This is a genomic window from Maribacter aquimarinus (assembly GCF_047345505.1).
Lineage (GTDB): Bacteria > Bacteroidota > Bacteroidia > Flavobacteriales > Flavobacteriaceae > Maribacter.
On the sequence record NZ_JBLFEO010000002.1, the window covers coordinates 1 to 21,291 of the forward strand.

21 protein-coding genes are annotated in these 21,291 nt (G+C 50.5%); 18 read left to right on the top strand and 3 right to left on the bottom strand.

Annotation, left to right across the window (positions count from 1 at the left end; translation table 11 throughout):
* Positions 1 to 289: 289 nt before the first annotated feature.
* The 16 genes from ACKWCC_RS01480 (at position 290) to ACKWCC_RS01555 (ending at position 13,652) form a co-directional block, all read left to right on the top strand.
* The gene (locus ACKWCC_RS01480) at positions 290 to 451 is read left to right on the top strand and encodes a hypothetical protein (protein WP_413994122.1); all 162 of its coding nucleotides are present in this window, start codon (positions 290 to 292) and stop codon (positions 449 to 451) included.
* An 8-nt stretch (positions 452 to 459) separates the two neighbouring features.
* Positions 460 to 645 carry a hypothetical protein gene (locus tag ACKWCC_RS01485; RefSeq protein ID WP_413994123.1) on the top strand — a complete coding sequence of 62 codons (186 nt, stop codon included), beginning with the start codon at positions 460 to 462 and terminating at the stop codon, positions 643 to 645.
* A 213-nt stretch (positions 646 to 858) separates the two neighbouring features.
* Positions 859 to 1,410, top strand: coding sequence for a CPBP family glutamic-type intramembrane protease (locus ACKWCC_RS01490; RefSeq protein WP_413994369.1), 552 nt, complete (start codon positions 859 to 861; stop codon positions 1,408 to 1,410).
* An 872-nt stretch (positions 1,411 to 2,282) separates the two neighbouring features.
* Entirely contained in the window at positions 2,283 to 2,486 is a 204-nt protein-coding gene (locus tag ACKWCC_RS01495) for a hypothetical protein (protein WP_413994124.1), read from the top strand.
* 67 nt (positions 2,487 to 2,553) lie between these two features.
* Positions 2,554 to 2,952: a hypothetical protein gene (locus ACKWCC_RS01500; protein ID WP_413994125.1), complete on the top strand. Its 399-nt coding sequence runs from the start codon at positions 2,554 to 2,556 to the stop codon at positions 2,950 to 2,952.
* Positions 2,953 to 3,624: 672 nt separating this feature from the next.
* Positions 3,625 to 3,954, top strand: a complete 330-nt coding sequence (locus ACKWCC_RS01505; protein WP_413994126.1) for a HesB/IscA family protein — start codon at positions 3,625 to 3,627, stop codon at positions 3,952 to 3,954.
* A gap of 350 nt (positions 3,955 to 4,304) precedes the next feature.
* Positions 4,305 to 5,750 carry a Fe-S cluster assembly protein SufB gene (gene sufB / locus ACKWCC_RS01510; protein ID WP_413994127.1) on the top strand — a complete coding sequence of 482 codons (1,446 nt, stop codon included), beginning with the start codon at positions 4,305 to 4,307 and terminating at the stop codon, positions 5,748 to 5,750.
* 28 nt (positions 5,751 to 5,778) lie between these two features.
* Positions 5,779 to 6,675 carry an N-acyl homoserine lactonase family protein gene (locus tag ACKWCC_RS01515; RefSeq protein WP_413994128.1) on the top strand — a complete coding sequence of 299 codons (897 nt, stop codon included), beginning with the start codon at positions 5,779 to 5,781 and terminating at the stop codon, positions 6,673 to 6,675.
* Between the two features lie 6 nt (positions 6,676 to 6,681).
* Positions 6,682 to 7,434, top strand: a complete 753-nt coding sequence (sufC, locus tag ACKWCC_RS01520; protein ID WP_413994129.1) for a Fe-S cluster assembly ATPase SufC — start codon at positions 6,682 to 6,684, stop codon at positions 7,432 to 7,434.
* A gap of 141 nt (positions 7,435 to 7,575) precedes the next feature.
* Positions 7,576 to 8,892 (top strand): Fe-S cluster assembly protein SufD, encoded by a 1,317-nt coding sequence (gene sufD / locus ACKWCC_RS01525; RefSeq protein WP_413994130.1) that lies wholly within the window; start codon positions 7,576 to 7,578, stop codon positions 8,890 to 8,892.
* 218 nt (positions 8,893 to 9,110) lie between these two features.
* On the top strand, positions 9,111 to 9,758 hold the full coding sequence (locus ACKWCC_RS01530; RefSeq protein WP_413994131.1) for a porin family protein: 648 nt from the start codon (positions 9,111 to 9,113) through the stop codon (positions 9,756 to 9,758).
* Between the two features lie 269 nt (positions 9,759 to 10,027).
* Positions 10,028 to 11,242: an aminotransferase class V-fold PLP-dependent enzyme gene (locus ACKWCC_RS01535; protein ID WP_413994132.1), complete on the top strand. Its 1,215-nt coding sequence runs from the start codon at positions 10,028 to 10,030 to the stop codon at positions 11,240 to 11,242.
* A 74-nt stretch (positions 11,243 to 11,316) separates the two neighbouring features.
* Complete coding sequence (locus ACKWCC_RS01540) at positions 11,317 to 11,739, top strand: SufE family protein (RefSeq protein ID WP_413994133.1); 423 nt, start codon at positions 11,317 to 11,319, stop codon at positions 11,737 to 11,739.
* Between the two features lie 5 nt (positions 11,740 to 11,744).
* On the top strand, positions 11,745 to 12,077 hold the full coding sequence (locus tag ACKWCC_RS01545) for an SUF system Fe-S cluster assembly protein (RefSeq protein WP_413994134.1): 333 nt from the start codon (positions 11,745 to 11,747) through the stop codon (positions 12,075 to 12,077).
* A 65-nt stretch (positions 12,078 to 12,142) separates the two neighbouring features.
* Positions 12,143 to 12,649: a DUF2480 family protein gene (locus ACKWCC_RS01550; RefSeq protein ID WP_413994135.1), complete on the top strand. Its 507-nt coding sequence runs from the start codon at positions 12,143 to 12,145 to the stop codon at positions 12,647 to 12,649.
* A 70-nt stretch (positions 12,650 to 12,719) separates the two neighbouring features.
* Positions 12,720 to 13,652 (top strand): DUF3078 domain-containing protein, encoded by a 933-nt coding sequence (locus ACKWCC_RS01555; protein ID WP_413994136.1) that lies wholly within the window; start codon positions 12,720 to 12,722, stop codon positions 13,650 to 13,652.
* Positions 13,653 to 13,949: 297 nt separating this feature from the next.
* Here the strand turns inward: ACKWCC_RS01555 and hflX are convergent, their stop codons facing one another.
* Positions 13,950 to 15,161 (bottom strand): GTPase HflX, encoded by a 1,212-nt coding sequence (gene hflX, locus ACKWCC_RS01560; RefSeq protein WP_413994137.1) that lies wholly within the window; start codon positions 15,159 to 15,161, stop codon positions 13,950 to 13,952.
* Between the two features lie 74 nt (positions 15,162 to 15,235).
* Here hflX and ACKWCC_RS01565 point away from each other — a divergent pair, with 74 nt between their 5' ends.
* On the top strand, positions 15,236 to 16,213 hold the full coding sequence (locus ACKWCC_RS01565; RefSeq protein ID WP_413994138.1) for an endonuclease/exonuclease/phosphatase family protein: 978 nt from the start codon (positions 15,236 to 15,238) through the stop codon (positions 16,211 to 16,213).
* Between the two features lie 431 nt (positions 16,214 to 16,644).
* Positions 16,645 to 18,654, top strand: a complete 2,010-nt coding sequence (locus ACKWCC_RS01570; RefSeq protein ID WP_413994139.1) for a S8 family serine peptidase — start codon at positions 16,645 to 16,647, stop codon at positions 18,652 to 18,654.
* Between the two features lie 1,228 nt (positions 18,655 to 19,882).
* On the opposite strand, the gene ACKWCC_RS01575 is transcribed toward ACKWCC_RS01570, so the two are convergent.
* Both ACKWCC_RS01575 and ACKWCC_RS01580 read right to left on the bottom strand, forming a co-directional pair.
* Positions 19,883 to 20,542: a 3-oxoacid CoA-transferase subunit B gene (locus tag ACKWCC_RS01575; RefSeq protein ID WP_413994140.1), complete on the bottom strand. Its 660-nt coding sequence runs from the start codon at positions 20,540 to 20,542 to the stop codon at positions 19,883 to 19,885.
* 18 nt (positions 20,543 to 20,560) lie between these two features.
* Entirely contained in the window at positions 20,561 to 21,265 is a 705-nt protein-coding gene (locus ACKWCC_RS01580; protein ID WP_413994141.1) for a CoA transferase subunit A, read from the bottom strand.
* Positions 21,266 to 21,291 lie beyond the last annotated feature (26 nt).

Below are 21,291 nucleotides of genomic sequence, written 5' to 3' on the forward strand. Positions count from 1 at the left end.
ACGCCATAAGGCTGTATTGCCGTGACCGGCTTACCGCCCCTGTGCCCGGGATGCTCGGGCATGGCCATTTCATCCTGCACTGCCAAAGCACCATGCCTTGGCGTTCTTCCCTGATGCCCCCATTTGTTCATCGGTGCCCCTGCATTTTGGCATGCCCCCGCAGCGCCGCACCACCAGCGGTAGGTTTGCACCATCCAAGGCGGCGTAATTCCATTACAATCAAAACAGCGCGCTACAACTATGTAGGTTTTGATGGCAAAGGAAAAATGTTTAATTTAAAATTTTAAGAATGGAAGATTTACGTTCAAATGAGCTATTACACATTTCTGGCGGATATGGCTGGTATCCTGGCTATGACGCCAAAGCCCGCTATGAAGCTGATATGTGGGCTCTACACCAAATAGGCGATTACTTAAGAGGAACGTGGATAGGTTTAACAGGAAGCAAATAAGAAATGAAATGAGAAATTTAGAAAGTAATGAGATGCTCGAAATTAATGGAGGCCATGATGGTACGGCCTATAATTGGGGTGTGGCAACAGGCGAATACATTAGAGAAATAGCAGCAGATGTAGCGGATGGAGTCCGTGAGGCATGGGATGCATTCAGTAGTGGCGTGGTCAAAGGTTTGACATTCCCTTTTTAACCTCTCTTAGGAACAAGACTGGGAGGGCATACGCCCTCCCTAATTTTTGTTATGGTTACTTTCTTCGCCAACCTTTACCAATTTCTAAAAAATCCTAATGAAAATAGGACGACTTCAAGACAGAATGAAGTTTTTCTAAATTTTTTATATGGATGGGGGGTATGTATGTTAACATTGTTTGCGACAGGTGTTCTAAGTGTACTAATATCAGCAATGGTGGGGGAAAAAATTTATAGGCAACCCGAATCTTTCCTTCAGTATAAATCTTCGTTGGCCAATGTCTATATTGTAGTTTTCATAGCTCCATTGGCAGAGGAGTTATGTTATAGATTGTATCTTTTAAGAAGTAGGTTTACGCTAAGTGTTTCATTTTTTTTCTTCTTTTACTTTTTATCTTCCTTGGCCACAAAATCACCTTTTTATGCCGTTTTGAATGACACATTTTTGTTGAGGGTATCGATGTCTTTGGCGGCAGTATTACTGATCAACATAAATTCTTTTTCTATTCTTAAAAAGCTGACAAACGTTAGGTTGAAGTATTTCATTTGGTTTTCTTGTCTGAGTTTTGCCCTTATGCATTTGACCAATTTTGTGCCTCTTAGCTTTTATCAGCAGCTCTTTTTTCCGGTATTGATCTTTGTACAGTTTGTTTACGCTGTAGTTTTTGCCTTTTTCAGACTAAGGCACGGATTTATCTGGGCCGTATTATTGCACGTCTTTATTAATGCAACAGGGTTTGCTTTTGCTTATTTTACCAATAAATGAGCTTCGAATCTTAACCAAAATAGACATCACCCCCCCCCCCGCTAGCGCGAGCGTCACGCTCGTGCCGACCCAATACGTGCGGCAAACCCGCTTCCAAACCAACGCCCAATAAGGGCGCAGCACTCCAAAAAATGGGCCTTTTTCAACAATTATACCGGCCAAGATGCCGTACGGACGCCATAAGGCTGTATTGCCGTGACCGGCTTACCGCCCCTGTGCCCGGGATGCTCGGGCATGGCCATTTCATCCTGCACTGCCAAAGCACCATGCCTTGGCGTTCTTCCCTGATGCCCCCATGTGTTCATCGGTGCCCCTGCATTTTGGCATGCCCCCGCAGCGCCGCACCACCAGCGGTAGGTTTGCACCATCCAAGGCGGCGTAATTCCATTACAATCAAAACAGCGCGCTACCACTATGTAGGTTTTGATGGCAAAGGAAAAATGTTTAATTTAAAATTTTAGAGGTCAGTAGATAAATACTTATCAATCATACAAGGTAATTATTTGATTATTAAATGGTTAGTAATTTTTACTATTGTCTGTTCGAGCGCAGTCGAGAACCATTTACCAGCCAAGGGAGACTTCGACTGCGCTCAGCCTGACATTTGTGTCAATAATGGGCTCTGTAATAGGTACCTAAGTACTGACCTCAATAAAATTTTAAAAATGGAAAATTTAGAAAATTATGGGGTTCAGGAATTGACCCATCGTGAAATTCAGGAAAATGAGGGAGGCATTGCTCCATTATTACTGGTCGGATATCTTGCTTAAGGTCTCTGTTATGGACTGGCAACTGATATAGTCTTAAATTTCAACCATTACTCTAATCGGTTGGAAGCAGCGATGGATTGTTAATAACAAAACAAGTTGATCATGAAAAATTTAATTGAATTCGACGTTAATATCTTAACTTCAAATGAAATCATTGAAATCAATGGTGGACAGGGAACAGATCTCGGAAACTGGCTGATAGACACCATCGGAAGCGGAATTTGTGCCGCAGGTCGTCTTTTAAAAACATTTGGTGATACTATGGGAAGCCTTGGGTTCCGTGGAGGTTATGCCGGGATGTACTAATATCAATGGTTAAATTGAAACACACTTGGTTAGTGAAGGCTAAGTGTGTTGGTTTTGTTCATAACAGATGAAAATCTATCGCATACTGTTTATATTTACATTGGCTCTCTTTCTCTTCTTTAGACTGCCGTATAGAAGTTATGTATACGCCAATGACATCTTTGATTTTTTCATAGCGGACTCCGCTCCTAATTTTTATGCGGTTTTCTTATTTGTGTTTTTAAAAAAAGGTCAAAAAAATGCTTTATACAGGAAAAAAATCAAAAAACAGCACCACAACATTTTCCTGGCCCTAAGCGCTCTCCTAGCTTTTATAACTTACGAATTTACAATTCAAATCTATGCATATCCCGGTGCTAGAATAGATAAGTATGATGTTTTGGCATCCTTTATTGCCTTTATTCTTGTTTATTTTTTATGTGAGAGGATAGACGGTAAAATAGCGTTGAAAAAGAACATTTCTTAGTATACAAAGTGTTTCGATTCTACTTACGCCCCCCCGCTGGCGCGAGCGTCACGCTCGTGCCGACACAAGAATTATGGCAAGCAACCCCCCTATGCCTCCTTACCAGGCCCTACATCTGCTTTTTCCCTCTCCAAACCGTGGTTTCAGAGGTCGGTGAATGGCCCTGTCTCACATTGGGTCCATCCTTAAAATATCAGGCGGAACGCCCGCCTGGATGCTATCCGAAGAAGGCGGTCAAAGCCTCTTTTAGCGGGCAAATGCTTCTCGCTTGTAGGCCTACCTGAGCGAAGCCGAAAGGCCTAAACGGATATTGGTGAAAATCATCAACCAAATGATAAGCACATAAATACCCTGTTTGATCAACTCGTAGTTGTCCGCTCACCGCCACAGTGTTTTATCGACCTAAAAAAAATCCACCCCATCCAAAAAAACAAGGCCCAGACCAACCAACCTAGCAGAGGGTATCGGAATCCAGTTTTTTCGGACCAAAACCAAGGTAAAAAACGCCGCACGGGCCTGCCCACATCAGAAAGCAGAAATACAATGCCCTACCTTGGGCAAAACGCCATAGAGGCCGCCTATGGCCACATACGTTATAATAATGTTAGAGGCCATAGCTAAAAAGAGGGCAAACCCTATATTTGTAAACATTTTAGCGTAAATTGAACAACCATGATCCAAGTATCTGAAACGGCGAAAAAAAAGGTGATTTCCCTGATGACGGAGGAAGGCTTTGATGCCACCAAGGATTACGTGCGCGTGGGGGTGAAGAGCGGCGGGTGCAGCGGACTTTCCTACGAGCTCAATTTTGACCACACCATGGGCGACACGGACAAGGTATTTGAAGACAATGACGTGCGCATTTTGGTGGACAAGAAGAGTTTTCTGTACCTGGTGGGCACCGTGCTGGAATATTCCGGCGGACTCAACGGGAAAGGGTTTGTCTTTAACAACCCCAATGCGCAGCGCACCTGTGGTTGCGGGGAGAGCTTTTCTTTGTAGAATTATGAAGGCAAAGAGGTAAGGAGGTAAAAAGTTAAGGAGTTAGGGAGAATTAAAGTTAAGCCAATATGGCAAAATATACTTCTTTTGGAGCGTTAGAGGTTTATAAAGCCAGCATTGACCAGACGGTAATTTTATAGGAATATCAAAACAATTGTCCAATTAATGAAATACGTAAAGAAAAGAAATGTTTTTAGCTCTGGGATACGGTCCTTTTTCTTTTCTCCAACGTTTTGATTGGATGGTTGGAATAGAGACATAAAAATGAACAGGTGAACAATGGGTATCTTTGGATGATAGGGTAGTTTCCCTTAAGTTCTTACCTCTTTTCACTTTTTTACTTGAAAATTATGGCATACACTGAGGAAGAATTAAAGAAAGAACTGGAAACCAAGGAATATGAGTACGGATTTTACACCGACCTAAAATCCGAAACCTTTCCCAAGGGCCTAAATGAAGAAATTGTAAGGGCCATTTCCAAAAAGAAAGAGGAACCGGAGTGGATGACGGAGTGGCGCATTGACGCTTTCCGCACCTGGAAAGAAATGGTGGAGCCCGAATGGGCCAACGTGCACTACGAAAAACCCGATTTCCAGGCCATAAGCTACTTCTCGGCCCCAAAAAAACAGGACCCCAACAAATCCTTGGACGACGTAGATCCCGAATTGCTGGAAATGTACCGCAAGCTGGGCATTTCCGTGGACGAACAGAAAAGGCTGCAAAACGTGGCCGTTGATGTTGTGGTGGATTCCGTTTCCGTGGCCACCACCTTCCAAAAGACCTTGGAGGAGAAGGGCATTTTGTTCATGCCCATTTCAGAGGCCATACAAAAACACCCGGAGCTGGTGAAAAAATACATGGGCACCGTGGTGCCCAAAAAAGATAATTTTTATGCCGCCCTGAACTCGGCCGTGTTCACGGACGGTTCCTTCTGCTACATCCCCAAGGGCGTAAAGTGCCCCATGGAACTTTCCACCTACTTCAGGATCAACGAAGGGGGCACCGGACAGTTTGAGCGTACCCTGGTCATTGCGGACGAGGGCAGCTATGTGAGCTACCTGGAGGGCTGCACCGCCCCCTCCCGGGACGAGAACCAACTGCACGCCGCCGTGGTGGAGCTCATTGCACTGGACGATGCCGAAATAAAATACTCAACGGTACAAAACTGGTTCCCCGGCACCAAGGACGGTAAGGGCGGGGTCTATAACTTTGTCACCAAGCGCGGGCTCTGCGAGAAGAACGCCAAGATCTCCTGGACCCAGGTGGAGACCGGTTCGGCGGTGACCTGGAAATATCCATCCTGCGTGCTCAAGGGAGACAACTCCATTGGGGAGTTCTACTCCATTGCCGTGACCAACAATTTTCAACAAGCGGATACGGGCACCAAAATGGTGCACCTGGGCAAGAACACCAAGAGCACCATCATTTCCAAGGGTATTTCTGCCGGAAAATCGCAGAACAGCTATCGCGGGCTGGTACAGGTGAACAGCCGCGCGGAGAACGCCCGGAACTTTTCCCAATGCGATTCCCTGCTCATGGGCAATGAATGTGGGGCACATACCTTTCCCTACATTGAGGCCAAGAACAAGACGGCCAAGATAGAGCATGAGGCCACCACCAGTAAAATTGGCGAAGACCAGATATTCTACTGCAACCAACGCGGCATTGACACGGAAAAGGCCATTGCCTTGATTGTGAACGGCTTTAGTAAGGAAGTGCTGAACAAGTTGCCGATGGAGTTTGCCGTGGAAGCCCAAAAACTATTGGAAATAAGTCTGGAAGGCTCCGTGGGATAGGCCACGCCCCTTCCCTAAATAGAGAGAGATGGCATTGAGAACACTGTTACAAATGAGACACCTCCCCTACCTGGCCCTGATCGCCGTTTTGGCCCTTTCCTGCAAGGAAGCCAAAAAGGAGGGTGCCCAGGCCAAAGAGGACGTTGCCGTGGCCCGGCCAGAGGTGCGCCTATATACCTTTGACGGTGGCACCGTTGGGGTGAACAACTTGGAGCTCTTTTCCCAGGACACCACCTACCAGGGCCGCACCGCCACCTTCGCCGACCCCTTTTATGTCATTAGCCACTCCAAGGGCACCCTGATGTGGGACGCAGGCCTACCGCAAATGCTGGTGGGGCAGCCGCCGTACACAGATCCCAGCGGCGCCTTTACGGTATCCAGGAAAGATTCGGTGGAGGCCCAACTGGCCACCATTGGGATGAAGCCCGGTGACATTGATTTCCTGGCCCTGTCCCATACCCACTTTGATCACAGCGGCCACGCCAATGCCATGGAGGAATCCACCTGGTTGGTTCAGGAATCGGAATACGATTTTATAACCAGTGACGAGGCGCAACAGAACAACGCCGACCTCTACAACGCCATAAAAGGGCTCTCCAAGGTTAAAAAACTGAACGGCGACCATGACGTTTTTGGTGACGGCACCGTGGTGATCAAGTCCATGCCCGGCCATACCCCGGGCCACCAAGTGCTCTTTTTGGACCTGGCAGAGCACGGCCCCTTGCTGCTCACCGGAGACCTGTACCACCTCTACGAAAACCGCGAGCACAGAAGAGTGCCCAGCTTTAACCACGATGTGGCGCAGACCCTGGCCAGTATGGAGGCCTTTGAGGCCTTTGCCAAGGAAAAAGGCGCTGCGGTTTACCTACAGCATCAACAAGAAGATTTCAATAAAATGCCTAAGGCACCCAATTATTTAAAGTAAGGATTTATGTTAAAAATAGACAATCTACACGCTCAGATAGAGGACAAAAAAATTCTCAACGGCATCAATCTAACGGTCAACGCCGGTGAAGTGCACGCCATTATGGGGCCCAACGGCTCCGGCAAAAGTACCCTGGCCTCCGTGATTGCCGGAAAAGAGGAATTTGAGGTGACCAAGGGCTCCGTTTCCCTGGACGGGGAAGACCTCGAGGACAACTCCCCAGAGGAAAGGGCGCACAAGGGCATCTTCATGTCCTTTCAGTATCCCGTGGAGATCCCCGGGGTGTCCGTGACCAACTTTATGAAGACGGCCATCAACGAGAGCAGAAAGGCCAGGGGCCTGGAAGACATGCCCGCCAACGAAATGCTAAAGCTCATCCGTGAAAAGTCGGAAATGCTGGAAATAGACCGTAGGTTCCTCTCCCGTTCCCTGAACGAAGGCTTTAGCGGGGGCGAGAAAAAGAGAAACGAGATCTTTCAAATGGCCATGCTGGAGCCCAAACTGGCCATCTTGGACGAGACCGACTCCGGCCTGGACATTGATGCCCTGAGGATCGTGGCCAACGGCGTGAACAAACTGAAGAGCAAGGACAATGCCGTGGTGGTCATTACCCACTACCAACGTTTGCTGGATTACATTGTGCCCGATTTTGTGCACGTGCTCCACAACGGGAAAATCGTGAAATCCGGCGGCAAGGAACTGGCACACGAGCTGGAAGAGAAAGGGTACGACTGGATCAAGAACGAGGCCATGGTCTAAGGAATGGCCGGTTCAGGGCCCATACGGCCCTTTGCCATTCCGCCAAAAGCCTGGCCCAACAACCCTACAAAAGCATAAATTCCGGTTGCCCACAACGGTTTTCCCCAGGAAACCGCCACCGGTGACCCCAACTGAAACAGTATGGAACTAAAAGACAAATTGATTTCTTCCTTCATGGCCTTCGAAAACGATGTGGATGTGGAACATCCGGTGCACGAGGTGCGCACCACGGCCATGAAGAACTTTGAGACCAAAGGCTTTCCCAGCAGGAAAGAGGAGGCCTGGAAGTACACCTCGCTGAACAGCCTTCAGAAAATTGACTTCACCATTTTCCCCAAGGAAGACAACGCCATTGAGTACAAGGATGTAAAGAAATACTTTATCCACGAGATAGACACCTATAAAATTGTCTTCATAGACGGGGTGTACAGCTCCCACCTGTCCGAGACCACCCATGACGGGGTGGACATTTGCCTTATGAGCTCTGCCCTGACCAAGGACATGTACAAACCGATCATAGACGTCTATTTTAACAAGGTGGCCTCAAAGGACGAGTCCCTGACCACCCTGAACACCGCATTTAGCCGTGAGGGCGCCTATATTTACATTCCCAAGAACAAAATGCCCAAGAAACCGGTGGAGATCGTGCATTTTGCCACGGGCAACGAGGCTTCCCTGATGTTGCAGCCCAGAAACCTGGTCATTGTGGAAGAAAACGCGGAGGTGCAGATCATAGAACGCCACCAAAACCTCACCACCAATGATGTGCTCACCAACAGCGTCACGGAAATCTTCGCGGCAGAGAGCGCCATTGTGGATTATTACAAAATTCAGAACGATACCCCAACCGCCTCGCTCATAGACAATACCTATATAGACCAAAAGGGCAAAAGCGTGGTAAAGGTGCACACCTTTTCCTTTGGCGGGAAACTGATCCGCAACAACCTCAATTTTTACCAAAACGGGGAGTACATTGACTCCACCATGAAGGGCATCACCATCTTGGGCAACAAACAGCATGTGGACCACCACACCCTGGTGCACCACATTGAGCCCAATTGCGAGAGCCACCAGGACTACAAGGGCATTTACGGGGAAAACTCCACCGGGGTGTTCAACGGAAAGATCATTGTGGACAAAATAGCCCAAAAGACCAACGCTTTCCAGCAGAACAACAACATCTTGATCAGCGACAAGGCCACCATAAACACCAAGCCGCAACTGGAGATCTTTGCAGATGACGTAAAATGCTCCCACGGCTGCACCATTGGCCAGCTGGACGAAGATGCCCTTTTCTACCTCCAATCCAGGGGCATACCCAAAAAGGAGGCCAAGGCCCTGCTGATGTACGCCTTTGCCAACGATGTGCTGGAGAGCGTGCGCATTCCGGAACTGAAAGCGAGGATCAACAAGCTCAAAGCGAAAAAGTTGGGGGTGAACCTAGGCTTTGATCTGTAAGGGAGCAACACCACGCGCCAAAGTGCCAGACCAACAACTTGGACGGGTTGGCGCAGTGCAATGAATTGATCGTAGCCCCAAGGGCCCCCACGCAACAATTGGGAGGCACATCCTTTTGTGCTTTGGCAAAGAGCACCGCCAGTAGTGATCACGATGGTATCCGAAAGTATTGTAGCATTTGCTGCACGATGAAATTGTAAACTTAAACATGTTCCGTGATGAAGGTTTGGTGCACCGTGTTTTTCGTGATGCTGATGTCCTTTCCCGGGGCCACGGCCCAAGAAACCCGACTTGGCGTGAAGGCCGGGCCCAATTACTCCTCCATAGTCGGAGACCTTACCGAGGGTTTAAAATTCCGGTTTTCTGGTCACGCGGGGATTTTTTTGGAGGTGGACTATTCCGATAACTTTAAGCTGCGACCAGAACTGCTCTATTCTTCCCAGGGCTTTCAGTTCAGCACCGATCTTGCCGCCATACAAGGTGGCAGTGCCACGGGAAACGATGAGGATTTCCGCACCAATGTACAGCTCAATTTCATTACGGTGCCCATCATTGCCCAATTTGCCCTGAATGACAGGGTCTCCGTGGAATTTGGACCGCAATTTGGCTTTCTGCTCAACCAGGTGACCAAGGTCAAGAACCTGGACCAGGCCAACGATCAGGGAAACCGCCGCACCTCCTTGTCGGGCGATTTTCAGCTGGACTACGGCGCGGCCGTGGGGCTTGGCATTGCCCTTACGGACCAACTCTCCCTTTCGCCCCGCTTTTACATAGGACTGCGCAACCGACTCAATGGACTGCCCGGCAACGCCCAAAACTACAATGCGGCCCTTCAGTTGTCCCTGAACTACCATTTTCGCAGATAGCGGGAGGGTTCCTTCTTTCCCTGTCACTCCCAAACATCCCAGCACCTACGGAAGCCACTGGAGCAGAACCGGTGACCTTGCCTCCAGCTGTAACCCAATGTTGGTGCACCTGCCCCCCTAAAACATCGACCCAAAAAAACCGATGCCGGCACCTTCCGGCCATGTGGGGACATGGTTTGTTTGTCGGCCATCATCCCCAGCCACTATTAAGAGGAATGTAACATCCTTTTCATGGTCAGTGAGTATCTTTGTTCCAGAAAATCATTGCTATGCTCAACGTATCAGAAATTCGGAAAGATTTTCCCATATTGCAGCGGGAGGTAAACGGCAAGCCCTTGGTCTATCTGGACAACGCCGCCACGGCACAGACCCCGCAACAGGTCATAGACGTGATCGTGGATTACTACCAACGCCTTAACGCCAACATACACCGCGGGGTGCACACCCTTTCCCAGGAAGCCACGGACGCCTATGAGGCCGCCCGAAAAAAAATCCAGGCACACTTTAACATTGCCCATGCCCACGAGGTCATTTTCACTTCGGGCACCACGGACGGCATAAACCTTGTGGCCAATGGGTTTACGGGATTGTTGCGCCAGGGCGATGAGCTGCTGGTCTCTGCCATGGAACACCACAGCAACATTGTGCCCTGGCAGATGCTCTGCGAACGTACGGGGGCCGTGCTCAAAGTGATCCCCATGAACGAGGAGGGCGAACTGGTCATGGAACGGTTTGATGCCCTGCTCTCCCCAAAGACCAAGTTGGTGTTCTGCAACCATATCTCCAACGCCCTGGGCACCATAAACCCCATTGCCGAGATCATTGAAAAAGCGCATGGGGCGGGTGCCGCCGTTCTGGTGGACGGCGCCCAGGCCGCACCGCACCTCGTGGCAGATGTACAGGCCCTGGACGTGGACTTCTACACCGTGTCCGCTCACAAGATATGTGGGCCCACCGGGGTGGGCATGCTCTACGGAAAGGAAAAATGGCTCAAAAAACTGCCGCCCTACCAAGGCGGTGGCGAAATGATCGCCGAGGTCACCTTTGAAAAGACCACCTACGCAGACCTGCCCCACAAGTTCGAGGCGGGAACGCCCAACATCTGCGGGGGCATTGCCTTTGGCGCCGCACTGGACTATATGAACGCACTGGGCTTTGGCGCCATTGCCCAGTACGAACAGGAACTGCTCCACTACGCCACCCAAAAACTACTGGAGATAGAGGGCCTTAAAATTTATGGGACGGCCGTTGAGAAGACCTCGGTCATTTCCTTCAACATCCAGGGCATACACCCTTATGACATTGGCACCATCCTAGACAAATTGGGCATTGCCGTGCGCACGGGGCACCACTGCGCGCAGCCCATCATGGACTTTTACAAGATCCCGGGAACGGTGCGGGCCAGTTTTAGCTTTTACAACACCAAGGAAGAAGTGGATGCCTTGGTGGAAGGGGTAAAACGCGCCAAGGACATGCTCCTTTAGGCCCGTGCGCCCAAGGTTTTCTTAAAGGGTTGAAAGGATGCCATTCTTATTGTACTTTTGTAAAAAAAGAACCGATGACGATCAAAGATATCCAAGATGACATTGTGGCCGAGTTTGCCATGTTCGAGGATTGGATGCAACGCTATGAATACATGATCGAACTGGGCAAGTCCCTACCCTTGATCGATGAGGCCTATAAAACCGATGACTACATCATAAAGGGCTGCCAAAGCAAGGTATGGGTGCATGCCGATCTGGAGGAAGACAGGCTCCGCTTCACGGCAGACAGTGACGCCATCATCACCAAGGGCATCATTGCCATTTTGATCAGGGCGTTCAGCAACCAAAAACCACAGGACATCATTGATGCGGATACCCAATTCATAGATGAGATAGGCCTAAAGGAACACTTGTCTCCCACCAGGGCCAACGGGCTGGTGAGCATGATCAAGCAGATGAAGCTGTACGCCGTGGCCTATCAAACCCAATTAAACTGAGAACCATGAGTGATACCGAAACAGAGAAAAACACCGCAGAGCTGGGAGAAAAAATCGTAAAGGTGCTCAAGACCATTTACGATCCGGAAATCCCCGTGGACATCTATGAACTGGGCCTGATCTATGACGTTTTTGTGAACGAGGACGATGACGTGAAGATACTGATGACCCTGACCTCGCCCAACTGCCCCGTGGCGGAAACCCTTCCCGTGGAAGTGGAGGAAAAGGTAAAATCCATCAACGAGGTCAAGGATGCCGAAGTGGAAATTACCTTTGATCCCCCATGGACCCAGGAACTGATGAGCGAAGAGGCCAAGCTGGAACTGGGCATGCTGTAACAACGCGCTCCCCTTTTGGGCCCTGCGCCTTCTTGAAACCATTGTAGGAACTTATCCCTGTTGCCATGCCAGAAGAAATCATAAACCGGGTGGCCAAGAGCAAACTGGTTACCCTGAACTTGGAAGAACATTACCCCAAAGGTGCCCGGTACGAACTGGACATCAAGGACTGGTTGTACGAAGGACTCATTTTGCGCGAAAAGGAATTCCGTGCCCATGCCGATGCCCATGACTGGTCCCAGTATGACCAGGGCTATTTGGCCATGCGCTGTACCGGGGACGCCATTGTGCCCGGCTGGGCCTATATGCTCCTGGCCACCAAGGCCCAACCTTTTGCCAAGAAAACCGTCCAAGGCACCCTCACCGACCTGGAGAACAGTCTCTTCCAGGAAGTGATCCAACAATTGGATGTGGCCCCCTACCAAAATCGGCCCGTGATCATCAAGGGATGCAGCCAAAAGCCCGTACCGCCCAATGCTTATCTATGGCTGGCCCAGAAATTGGTGCCCGTGGCCAAGAGCATCATGTACGGGGAGGCCTGCTCTTCCGTACCCCTTTATAAAAGAAAATAGGCGTTTTTTTTGATACGTTCCCTGTGACTATTGCTATTTTTGCGTTTCAAAAGAACAAACACCCTTAATTATGAAGAACACCATACTGAGTACCGCCCTTATTCTTTCTGGCCTTTTTGGCTTCGCCCAGACCCAAGAGGAACAATTGACCACGGCCCTGGGAATCAAAAAAGATTCCATAGCCGCCATACAGGCACGCGCAGATGCCCTCCAAGCAGAGATCGATGCACTCCCCGGCTGGAAAAAAGGAGCCTTTGGGACCATAGGCGCCAACCTGAGCCGATTCAACAATTGGTACGCCCAAGGCTCTCCCAACAACTCCTCCGGTAACATCGGCATCACCATGAACGCCTTTGCAAACCTCAAAAAAGAAAAATTCTTTTGGAGAAACTCCGGAAACCTAAACGTGGCCTGGGTAAAGTTCGATGATACGGACAACCCCAATGACGACGATAGTTTTAGACAGTCTGCAGATGTGTTCCAGATCACCTCTCTCTACGGTAGGAACCTCAGCAAGAAGCTGGCCCTCTCCGGATTGGGGGAATACAGGACCACCATACTGAGCAACTTTAACGATCCAGGCTACCTTGACCTGGGCATTGGCCTTACTTGGACCCCCATAACGGACCTTGTGGTGGTGATTCACCCGTTGAACTACAACTTTGTGTTTGCAGAGAACGATGCCGTCTTCAATTCTTCCTTGGGTGCCAAGATCGTGGCAGATTACACCCGTAAAATCGGGGCCGTTAACTTTAAGACCAACCTCTCCATGTTTCAAAGTTATGAAGATGGCAACCTGAGCAACTACACTTGGATCAACTCCTTTGGATATACCCTTTGGAACGGGATAGGACTTGGTTTTGAATTTGGTTTGAGGAACAATGCCCAAGAGGCGCTGAACTTTGCGCTCAACGGCCCCACGCCAAATGCCAACGCCACGTTTGACACTATTGACAACGATCCGCAGACCTATGTCCTCTTTGGCCTTAACTACGCGTTCTAAAGAAAAAACTGGCCCATTTGCCCAAGGCGTGCAAGTTGCCCTTGGCAAATATGACCAAACAAAAAGCCCTCCGGTTCGGAGAGCTTTTTCAGTTAAGTACTACAGCAAGATTTGGGATCTTTTGGTCTATGAACAGGTCATTGATTTGGGGTCAATTGTGCCCTTAAGACAGGGTAAAGGTACGCTGGCCTTTTCCTTTTTGGGCAATTTATGTTGTGAAGCGGTGCCCTTTTGTGGTGAGCCGCACCAACGGTTTCAATTGATCGGTGAACGGCAGGGCACGGGCCGTTTCCCTGATCAATATTCGTCCAGGTTTTCCGGATAAAGGAAGTTGTTGTAGGGAAAACGGGTCACGTGAATGTCCCTGACCTCCTTGTACACCCTGTGCCTGAACTCATCCAAGTTTTCCTTGTTCAGTGCAGATATGAAGAGGGCACGATCGCCCACGCGCTCCATCCAGGTGCGTTTCCATTCGGCAATGGTAAAATGTTTGGAGGTGCGCTCGGTGGTAAGATCGTCCTCCTCAATGGTCTCGTGCTCATACCGGTCTATTTTGTTAAAGACCATGATCGTCTTCTTGTCGGCACTTCCCATCTCGGCCAGGATATGGTTCACTGAGGCAATGTGCTCTTGGAACTGGGGGTGCGAAATGTCCACCACGTGCAACAACAGATCGGCCTCCCTTACCTCATCCAAGGTGCTCTTGAAGCTTTCCACCAACTGGGTGGGCAACTTTCGTATAAAGCCCACGGTATCGCTCAACAAAAAGGGAAGGTTGCCAATGACCACTTTTCTCACGGTGGTGTCCAAGGTGGCAAACAATTTGTTCTCGGCGAACACCTCGCTCTTGCTGATCACGTTCATTAGGGTGCTCTTGCCCACATTGGTGTAGCCCACCAGGGCCACCCGCACCAAGGCGCCCCTGTTGCCGCGCTGGGTCTCCATTTGCCGATCGATCTTCTGCAATTTCTTTTTGAGCAGGCTAATGCGGTCCCGCACAATACGCCTATCGGTCTCTATTTCGGTCTCTCCCGGTCCCCGCATGCCAATGCCCCCTTTTTGGCGCTCCAGGTGCGTCCAAAGCCCCGTGAGCCTGGGCAACAGGTATTGGTACTGCGCCAGCTCTACCTGGGTGCGCGCATAACTGGTCTGGGCCCGCTGGGCAAAAATGTCCAGGATAAGACTGGTGCGGTCTATGATCTTACAGCGCAACTGCTTCTCTATGTTGCGCTGTTGGGCCGGGGTGAGCTCGTCATCAAAAATGACCGAACCCACGTCATGCTCCTTCACGTAGGCCTCCACCTCGGCCATCTTGCCACTGCCGATCATGGTCTTTGGATTGGGCACTTCCATGCGCTGTACAAAGCGCTTCAGCACCTGCCCCCCGGCCGTATAGGTCAGGAATTCCAGCTCGTCCAGATATTCCGTCACCTTTTCTTGGGGCTGTTCCCTGTTGATGATGCCTATGAGCACCGCATTTTCGTAAACGGTCGTCTGTTTTTCTAACATAATAATGGTAAACTACAAAATTAAGCAAAAGCGGCCGTGCTATTTTAGTTATTTTAGGGGCCAAAACAAGGGGCATGCGATTTCCGTTCTTTAAGCGAAAGCAGAAAAAACCAAAATTCACGGTGGCGTTCTACAACTTGGAAAACCTCTTTGATGCCGAGGACGATGCCCATACCCTGGATGACGACTTTACCCCAAACGGCTTTAAACGATGGACCACGGAACGATACCAAAAGAAACTGGGCCAATTGGCGCGTACCCTGGTGCGCATTGGAGCGGATGGGCATGGTCATATCCCGGTGATGGTGGGCGTTGCCGAAGTGGAGAACCACAAGGTGCTAAAAGACCTGCTGGCCACCCCGCCCCTGGACCAAACGGATTACCAGTATGTGCACTACGAGTCGCCAGACGAAAGGGGCATTGACACCGGTCTCATTTTCCGGAGCCGGTTCTTTCAGTTGCTGCACTCGGAACCCTTGCCCCTCATGGTGGAGAACAACAATGGGGAGCGGGACACCACACGGGACATTCTCTACGTAAAAGGGAAATTGAACGGCGAACTGATACATCTTTTTGTGAACCATTGGCCCTCCCGAAGACAGGGCAGCGAAGAAACGGAACACAAGCGCATTGCCGCCGCGGAAGTGGTCAAAGACAAAATAAAGGGCATTGAAGCCCAGTGGCCCCACGCCAATATCATTGTCATGGGCGATTTCAATGACGACCCCAACTCAAAGAGCATACAAACGCTCCTGGCCGGCACCTCCCTGTTCAACCCCATGGAAAAACTGCACCGACCAAAGAAAAAGGGCAGTTCCCATTACAAAAAACAATGGAACCTCTTTGATCAGCTTTTGCTCTCCCACAGTTTCTTCAATTACGAAAAAGGAACGCACAGCTTTGATTCTGCCCATATTTTTGACGATGCCTCGCTGATGGAACGGAAGGGGAAATACAAGGGCAGTCCCTACCGCACCTATGTGGGCAAAAAGTACCTTGGGGGGTATAGTGACCATTTCCCGGTCTATTTGGTCCTTGGCTTTAACCCCTGATCCCCATCTTGTGGGCCACAGCGCAGCATTCCGGGGGTTGGGCAACACGGTACCCACTACATTGGCCCCAAAAATTTTGTAGCTTTATTCTTACACAACGTTTTTTTGACCGTTCACCACAGTTTTAAAACAAATGCTGTGCACTTCATCGAATTTACCGGTCTTTTCGTCTGTATATTTCAATTGAATTCTAAATTTGTAGTCCGAATCTTACATTTTGACCTATGGTTTTCCATTCCCCCAAATCCCGGAACAATGGTGCGAGGTTCTTCCTTGCACCATTGTTTATTTTTTGCTGCCTCGGCATGCTGCTGGGCCAATCCCAAAGGGAACGTGAAGCCATCATGGCCAACTCCGCCATTCCACAGCTCCGTGAACTCCATAAAAAACTGATTTCCGAACACGCGCATCAGCAAAAAAAATGGATGGGAATGGCCAAAAGAAAAGGCCTCCCCTTAAAAGAAAAAGGGGCCAATGGGCAAACCATTTCCTTACAGGGCCTAGGGGAAGATGGCACCCCCATTTATTACGAGACCGCTTCGGACGAGGCGAGTACCGTAGTACGTTCGCACATGATCAACATTTACGGAGACCCCGAACTGCCCATTGATGGAAGCGGAATGCAAGTGGCCGTATGGGACGCTGGTGCGGCCCTGATGGAGCACAGGGAATTTGGCTCACGGGCCTATCTTGCCGATGACCCTCTGGAAGTGAGCAAGCACGCCACCATGGTCACGGGAAGTATTGTTTCAGAAGGCATAAAACGAAAGGCCCGCGGGGTGGCACCCAACGCGGAAGTACTGTCTTATGACTGGTCCCGGGACAAGATAGAGGCCACAGCGGCGGCGGCCAAGGGTCTTTTGGTGAGCAACCATTCCTATGGCATCAAGACCGATAGGGTGCCCGACTGGTACTTTGGCGCCTACACCAAGGTGGCGCAGGACTGGGATGCCATCATGTACCGTGCCCCCCACTACCTAATGGTGTCCGCTGCGGGCAACGCCCAGAGACGGCGAGACAACCAGGCCCCCAGTATCGGCAGCCCTGAACAGGGGTATGATGTCATGCTGGGCTTCACCTTGGCCAAAAATGGCCTCACGGTGGCGGCTGCCCATGCAGACATTGACCACCGTGGTGTGCTTAAAAAGGCACAAGTGTCTCCCTTTAGCAGTTTTGGGCCGGTGGATGATGGCCGCATTAAACCAGATCTGGCAGGAGACGGCTCCCGTTTGCTCTCTACCTGCAGCACGGGAACCAGCAGTTATGACACATCTTCGGGGACCTCCATGGCCGCGCCCGGAGTCACCGGGTCCGTGCTGCTGTTACAGCAGTACCACGCCCAATTGTACGGTAACCATATGCGCGCCGCCACCGTCAAGGGGCTATTGCTGCACACGGCAGACGATGTGGACGCTCCCGGACCCGACTACCGGATGGGATGGGGCGTGCTCAACGCCAAGCAGGCAGCCCAATTGCTCTGGGAAAAGGACTACTCCAGTATGGTGGTGGAAGACACCCTTAAAGACCAACAGCCCAAGACCCATTCGATCACGGCCAACGGCAACGAGCCGCTAAAAATATCCCTTTCCTGGACCGATCCGGAGGGAAGGCAGACCAACACGGGCACTTTGAACGATCCCACTCCGGCCTTGGTACATGACCTGGACATAAGACTCAGCCAAGACGGAACCACCCACTTGCCCTGGGTGCTGATGGCGAAAAGGCCGGAAAAAGCGGCCGCAAAGGGAGATAACCTAGTGGACCCCTACGAGCGCATTGAGGTGGAACTGCCCAAGGGAACCTATACCCTTACCATTTCCCATAAAGGGACCTTGCCGCCCCAAGGGCAGCACTATTCCCTCCTGGTCTCTGGCCTAAAGCGCGGTGACTGTGCCCCCGTGGCACCAAGGAACATAAAGCTAACCACCCCCACCGACGATGGCGCCACCCTTGATTTTGAAGGGCAGCAAGACGGTTTTTATGAAGTTCGGTACAAGCCGGAGAACACCCAGGACTGGATCCTCCAAACCTCGACCCAGGCACCGCTGACCCTCTCCGAACTAGCGCCCAATACGGACTATGTACTGCAGATGCGCACGTTCTGTTCCCAAAACATTGCCTCGGAGTTCACGGCAGCGCACCGCTTTCATTTTAAGGGAAAAGAAACCTTGGAAGGCGTGCTAATGCCCGTTCCTGAGCCCCTTGGCCAGAAAAACTTGACCATTTCCCTGTACCCCAACCCGGCCGTGGACCAAGTGAACATTGCCAGCCCGGTGGGCGATACGGCCCAATATCAAATCATGTCCTCTGCCGGAGTGGCCCTGAAATTTGGAAAAGCAAAGAATGCCAAGGTGAACGTGGCAGACCTGGCCTCCGGACTTTATGTGCTCCAGGTCTATGAAGAAGGCGTGTCCCGGAGCGCAAAGTTCTACAAGTACTAAACCCCAGCAACCACCGGCCATCATCCCAACTTCCGGGTTTCGCCAAATGTCCAAGGGCCCTTGGAGCCGCCGGTGCCGCCCAAAAAACCCCGCACAAGGCCCTCTTGTAAGGCCCTGCCCAAGTTTTGTTGTTTTTTTGAAGTGAAGGCCTTCCACCCAAAAAACCCGATGAGAGGCCGGGAAACCCTCCCGAACAGCTCCGGGCCTAAAGGTAAATTGTTACGGGAAAGGATGGGCAAAAAAGGTTTGGTGCCCAAAACGGATAAAAAGGGAGTGTTCCTTAGGTGGGAATGGGATGAGCACCCAAAACCTTTTATACCAGTTCTCATTTGAAATGCAGCCATAGAAATGGAATTATTTTTTTGGCCTGCGAAAAAGAAAAATCAGGCATAGCCGAGCTACGGCTTATTTTTATTTTGAAGTAGGGCCTAAAAAGAAACCATTTATCGGCTTATTTTCAATTGGGAAATGGTATTAACCCCAGATGATGCACCAGTCCACTGATGAATGGCTTCATCATTTTTCAAAGGATACCTTAGGCGTTGATGGAATTGGCCGATGGTAAGAATTTCAAGAGAAGAGCGCAGCGACTTTTTTCCGTGTCACATTCATCCCAGAAAATGCACTTGCACCGTTTTGATGGGCTTGATGTTTTTAAAGGTATCCTGGGTGTTATATGGTAAACTTTCGTCATAAGGGTGCATCCTGGGTACCCGGGAACAATAAGATCAAGACTTTTGCGACTGGGGCGCCCGCCTGAATAGCACGTTCGGTACGGGCGGGCCTGCCCGTACCTTTCAGGCGGGGAATTTGTATTGCTTCATCTGGGTTAAAACAAAAAAAAAACCGGTGATCAACACCGGTTTTATAAGTTCTTAAAGCATGAACAGCTTTTTGGTGAGCAGTAACATACCGCTAAAAAAATCGTTCTTGTACACTTGAATGGGTTCTTCCGGGGCCACGCTTTTCTTGAATGTCATGACAAGGTATTTAGTAGGTTAAACTTGGGACTTCTTAAGATGGCCCAAAAATAGATAAACACCCCCTGTGCCACAAAAGAATGTTGCAAAGTCATCCAGGGCTGTTGTGAAACCCCGTTTCCAATGAAGCCAGGCAGCCAAATCGATGGGCCAAACAGGCCCTGGCGCTTGTTGCCCCATCCGTTTTCCTTCCCCGGACAGATGCGTTCCATAAGCCCATAGGCGCAATTTCCCCGGCCCTTGGGAATTTAAGCAGTCAAGACCATTTCGGGCACTTCGTTGGGCACGGTCAATTTCCCGGCCGTGGCCGCTTTGATCTCTTCCACGGACACGCCGGGCGCGCGCTCCACCAACAGAAAGCCGTTGGGGGTCACCTCCAGCACGGCCAGATTGGTCACTATTTTCTTTACACAGCCCAGGCCCGTGAGCGGAAGGCTGCACTTGGGCAATAACTTGGAGGCACCGGCCCTATTGGTGTGCATCATGGCCACAATGATGTTCTGTGCAGAGGCCACCAGGTCCATTGCACCGCCCATGCCCTTCACCATTTTTCCGGGAATTTTCCAGTTGGCTATGTCGCCCGATTCCGAAACTTCCATGGCCCCCAAAATGGTCAGGTCCACATGTTGCCCACGTATCATGGCAAAACTGGTGACCGAGTCAAAGAAAGAGGCCCCGGGCAGGGTGGTAATGGTCTGTTTTCCGGCATTGATGACATCTGCATCCTCTTCCCCTTCAAAAGGGAAGGGGCCCATGCCCAACACCCCGTTTTCGCTTTGGAACTCCACACTGATGTCTTCCCGCACAAAATTGGCCACCAGGGTGGGAATGCCAATGCCAAGGTTCACATAGTATCCGTCCTTTACTTCCTTTGCAATTCTTTTTGCTATTCCGTTCTTATCCAACATAGTCGTATGTCTTAATGCTTAGCGGTCTTTTTTCCTTACCGTGCGCTGCTCTATGCGCTTCTCATAGTCCGTGCCCTGAAAAATACGCTGCACAAAAATGCCGGGTACGTGCACCTGGTTGGGGTCCAGGGCGCCGGCGGGCAAGAGCTCCTCCACCTCGGCCACGGTGATCTTGGCGGCACCGCACATGGCGGGATTGAAATTACGGGCCGTTCCCTTAAAGACCAGGTTTCCGGCCTCATCTCCCTTCCAGGCCTTTACAAAGGAAAAGTGGGCTTCAAAGGCAGGTTCCAAAACATACATTTTACCGTTGAATTCCCGGGTTTCCTTGCCCACGGCCACTTCCGTTCCGTAGCCCGCCGGGGTGTAGAAAGCGGGAAAGCCCGCTTGCGCAGCCCGGCATTTTTCTGCCAGGGTGCCCTGTGGGGTAAGCTCTACCTCCAACTCACCACTGAGCATTTGGCGTTCAAACTCATCGTTCTCGCCCACATAGGAGCTAATCATTTTTTTTATTTGCCGCTGCTGTAGCAGGAGGCCCAGCCCAAAATGGTCCACGCCCGCATTGTTGCTGATGCAGGTAATGTCCTTTACCCCCAGGCGCACCAACTCGGCAATGGCATTTTCGGGGATGCCACAGAGTCCAAAACCGCCCAACATCAAGGTCATTCCACTGGCCACACCTTCCAGTGCCTGCCGGGCATCCTTTACCGTTTTACGTATCATACCATCCTTTTGTTTATCTCACCAAT

What these genes read in the sequence shown, in the direction of transcription:
- hflX (WP_413994137.1), bottom strand. Translation starts at nt 15,161, where the DNA reads ATGTTAGAAAAACAGACGACCGTTTACGAAAATGCGGTGCTCATAGGC.
- sufC (WP_413994129.1), top strand. Translation starts at nt 6,682, where the DNA reads ATGTTAAAAATAGACAATCTACACGCTCAGATAGAGGACAAAAAAATT.
- ACKWCC_RS01495 (WP_413994124.1), top strand. Translation starts at nt 2,283, where the DNA reads ATGAAAAATTTAATTGAATTCGACGTTAATATCTTAACTTCAAATGAA.
- ACKWCC_RS01500 (WP_413994125.1), top strand. Translation starts at nt 2,554, where the DNA reads ATGAAAATCTATCGCATACTGTTTATATTTACATTGGCTCTCTTTCTC.
- ACKWCC_RS01530 (WP_413994131.1), top strand. Translation starts at nt 9,111, where the DNA reads ATGAAGGTTTGGTGCACCGTGTTTTTCGTGATGCTGATGTCCTTTCCC.
- ACKWCC_RS01545 (WP_413994134.1), top strand. Translation starts at nt 11,745, where the DNA reads ATGAGTGATACCGAAACAGAGAAAAACACCGCAGAGCTGGGAGAAAAA.
- ACKWCC_RS01565 (WP_413994138.1), top strand. Translation starts at nt 15,236, where the DNA reads ATGCGATTTCCGTTCTTTAAGCGAAAGCAGAAAAAACCAAAATTCACG.
- ACKWCC_RS01485 (WP_413994123.1), top strand. Translation starts at nt 460, where the DNA reads ATGAGAAATTTAGAAAGTAATGAGATGCTCGAAATTAATGGAGGCCAT.
- ACKWCC_RS01515 (WP_413994128.1), top strand. Translation starts at nt 5,779, where the DNA reads ATGGCATTGAGAACACTGTTACAAATGAGACACCTCCCCTACCTGGCC.
- ACKWCC_RS01535 (WP_413994132.1), top strand. Translation starts at nt 10,028, where the DNA reads ATGCTCAACGTATCAGAAATTCGGAAAGATTTTCCCATATTGCAGCGG.
- ACKWCC_RS01575 (WP_413994140.1), bottom strand. Translation starts at nt 20,542, where the DNA reads ATGTTGGATAAGAACGGAATAGCAAAAAGAATTGCAAAGGAAGTAAAG.
- ACKWCC_RS01570 (WP_413994139.1), top strand. Translation starts at nt 16,645, where the DNA reads ATGGCCAAAAGAAAAGGCCTCCCCTTAAAAGAAAAAGGGGCCAATGGG.
- ACKWCC_RS01490 (WP_413994369.1), top strand. Translation starts at nt 859, where the DNA reads ATGGTGGGGGAAAAAATTTATAGGCAACCCGAATCTTTCCTTCAGTAT.
- ACKWCC_RS01555 (WP_413994136.1), top strand. Translation starts at nt 12,720, where the DNA reads ATGAAGAACACCATACTGAGTACCGCCCTTATTCTTTCTGGCCTTTTT.
- ACKWCC_RS01580 (WP_413994141.1), bottom strand. Translation starts at nt 21,265, where the DNA reads ATGATACGTAAAACGGTAAAGGATGCCCGGCAGGCACTGGAAGGTGTG.
- sufB (WP_413994127.1), top strand. Translation starts at nt 4,305, where the DNA reads ATGGCATACACTGAGGAAGAATTAAAGAAAGAACTGGAAACCAAGGAA.
- ACKWCC_RS01480 (WP_413994122.1), top strand. Translation starts at nt 290, where the DNA reads ATGGAAGATTTACGTTCAAATGAGCTATTACACATTTCTGGCGGATAT.
- sufD (WP_413994130.1), top strand. Translation starts at nt 7,576, where the DNA reads ATGGAACTAAAAGACAAATTGATTTCTTCCTTCATGGCCTTCGAAAAC.
- ACKWCC_RS01505 (WP_413994126.1), top strand. Translation starts at nt 3,625, where the DNA reads ATGATCCAAGTATCTGAAACGGCGAAAAAAAAGGTGATTTCCCTGATG.
- ACKWCC_RS01550 (WP_413994135.1), top strand. Translation starts at nt 12,143, where the DNA reads ATGCCAGAAGAAATCATAAACCGGGTGGCCAAGAGCAAACTGGTTACC.
- ACKWCC_RS01540 (WP_413994133.1), top strand. Translation starts at nt 11,317, where the DNA reads ATGACGATCAAAGATATCCAAGATGACATTGTGGCCGAGTTTGCCATG.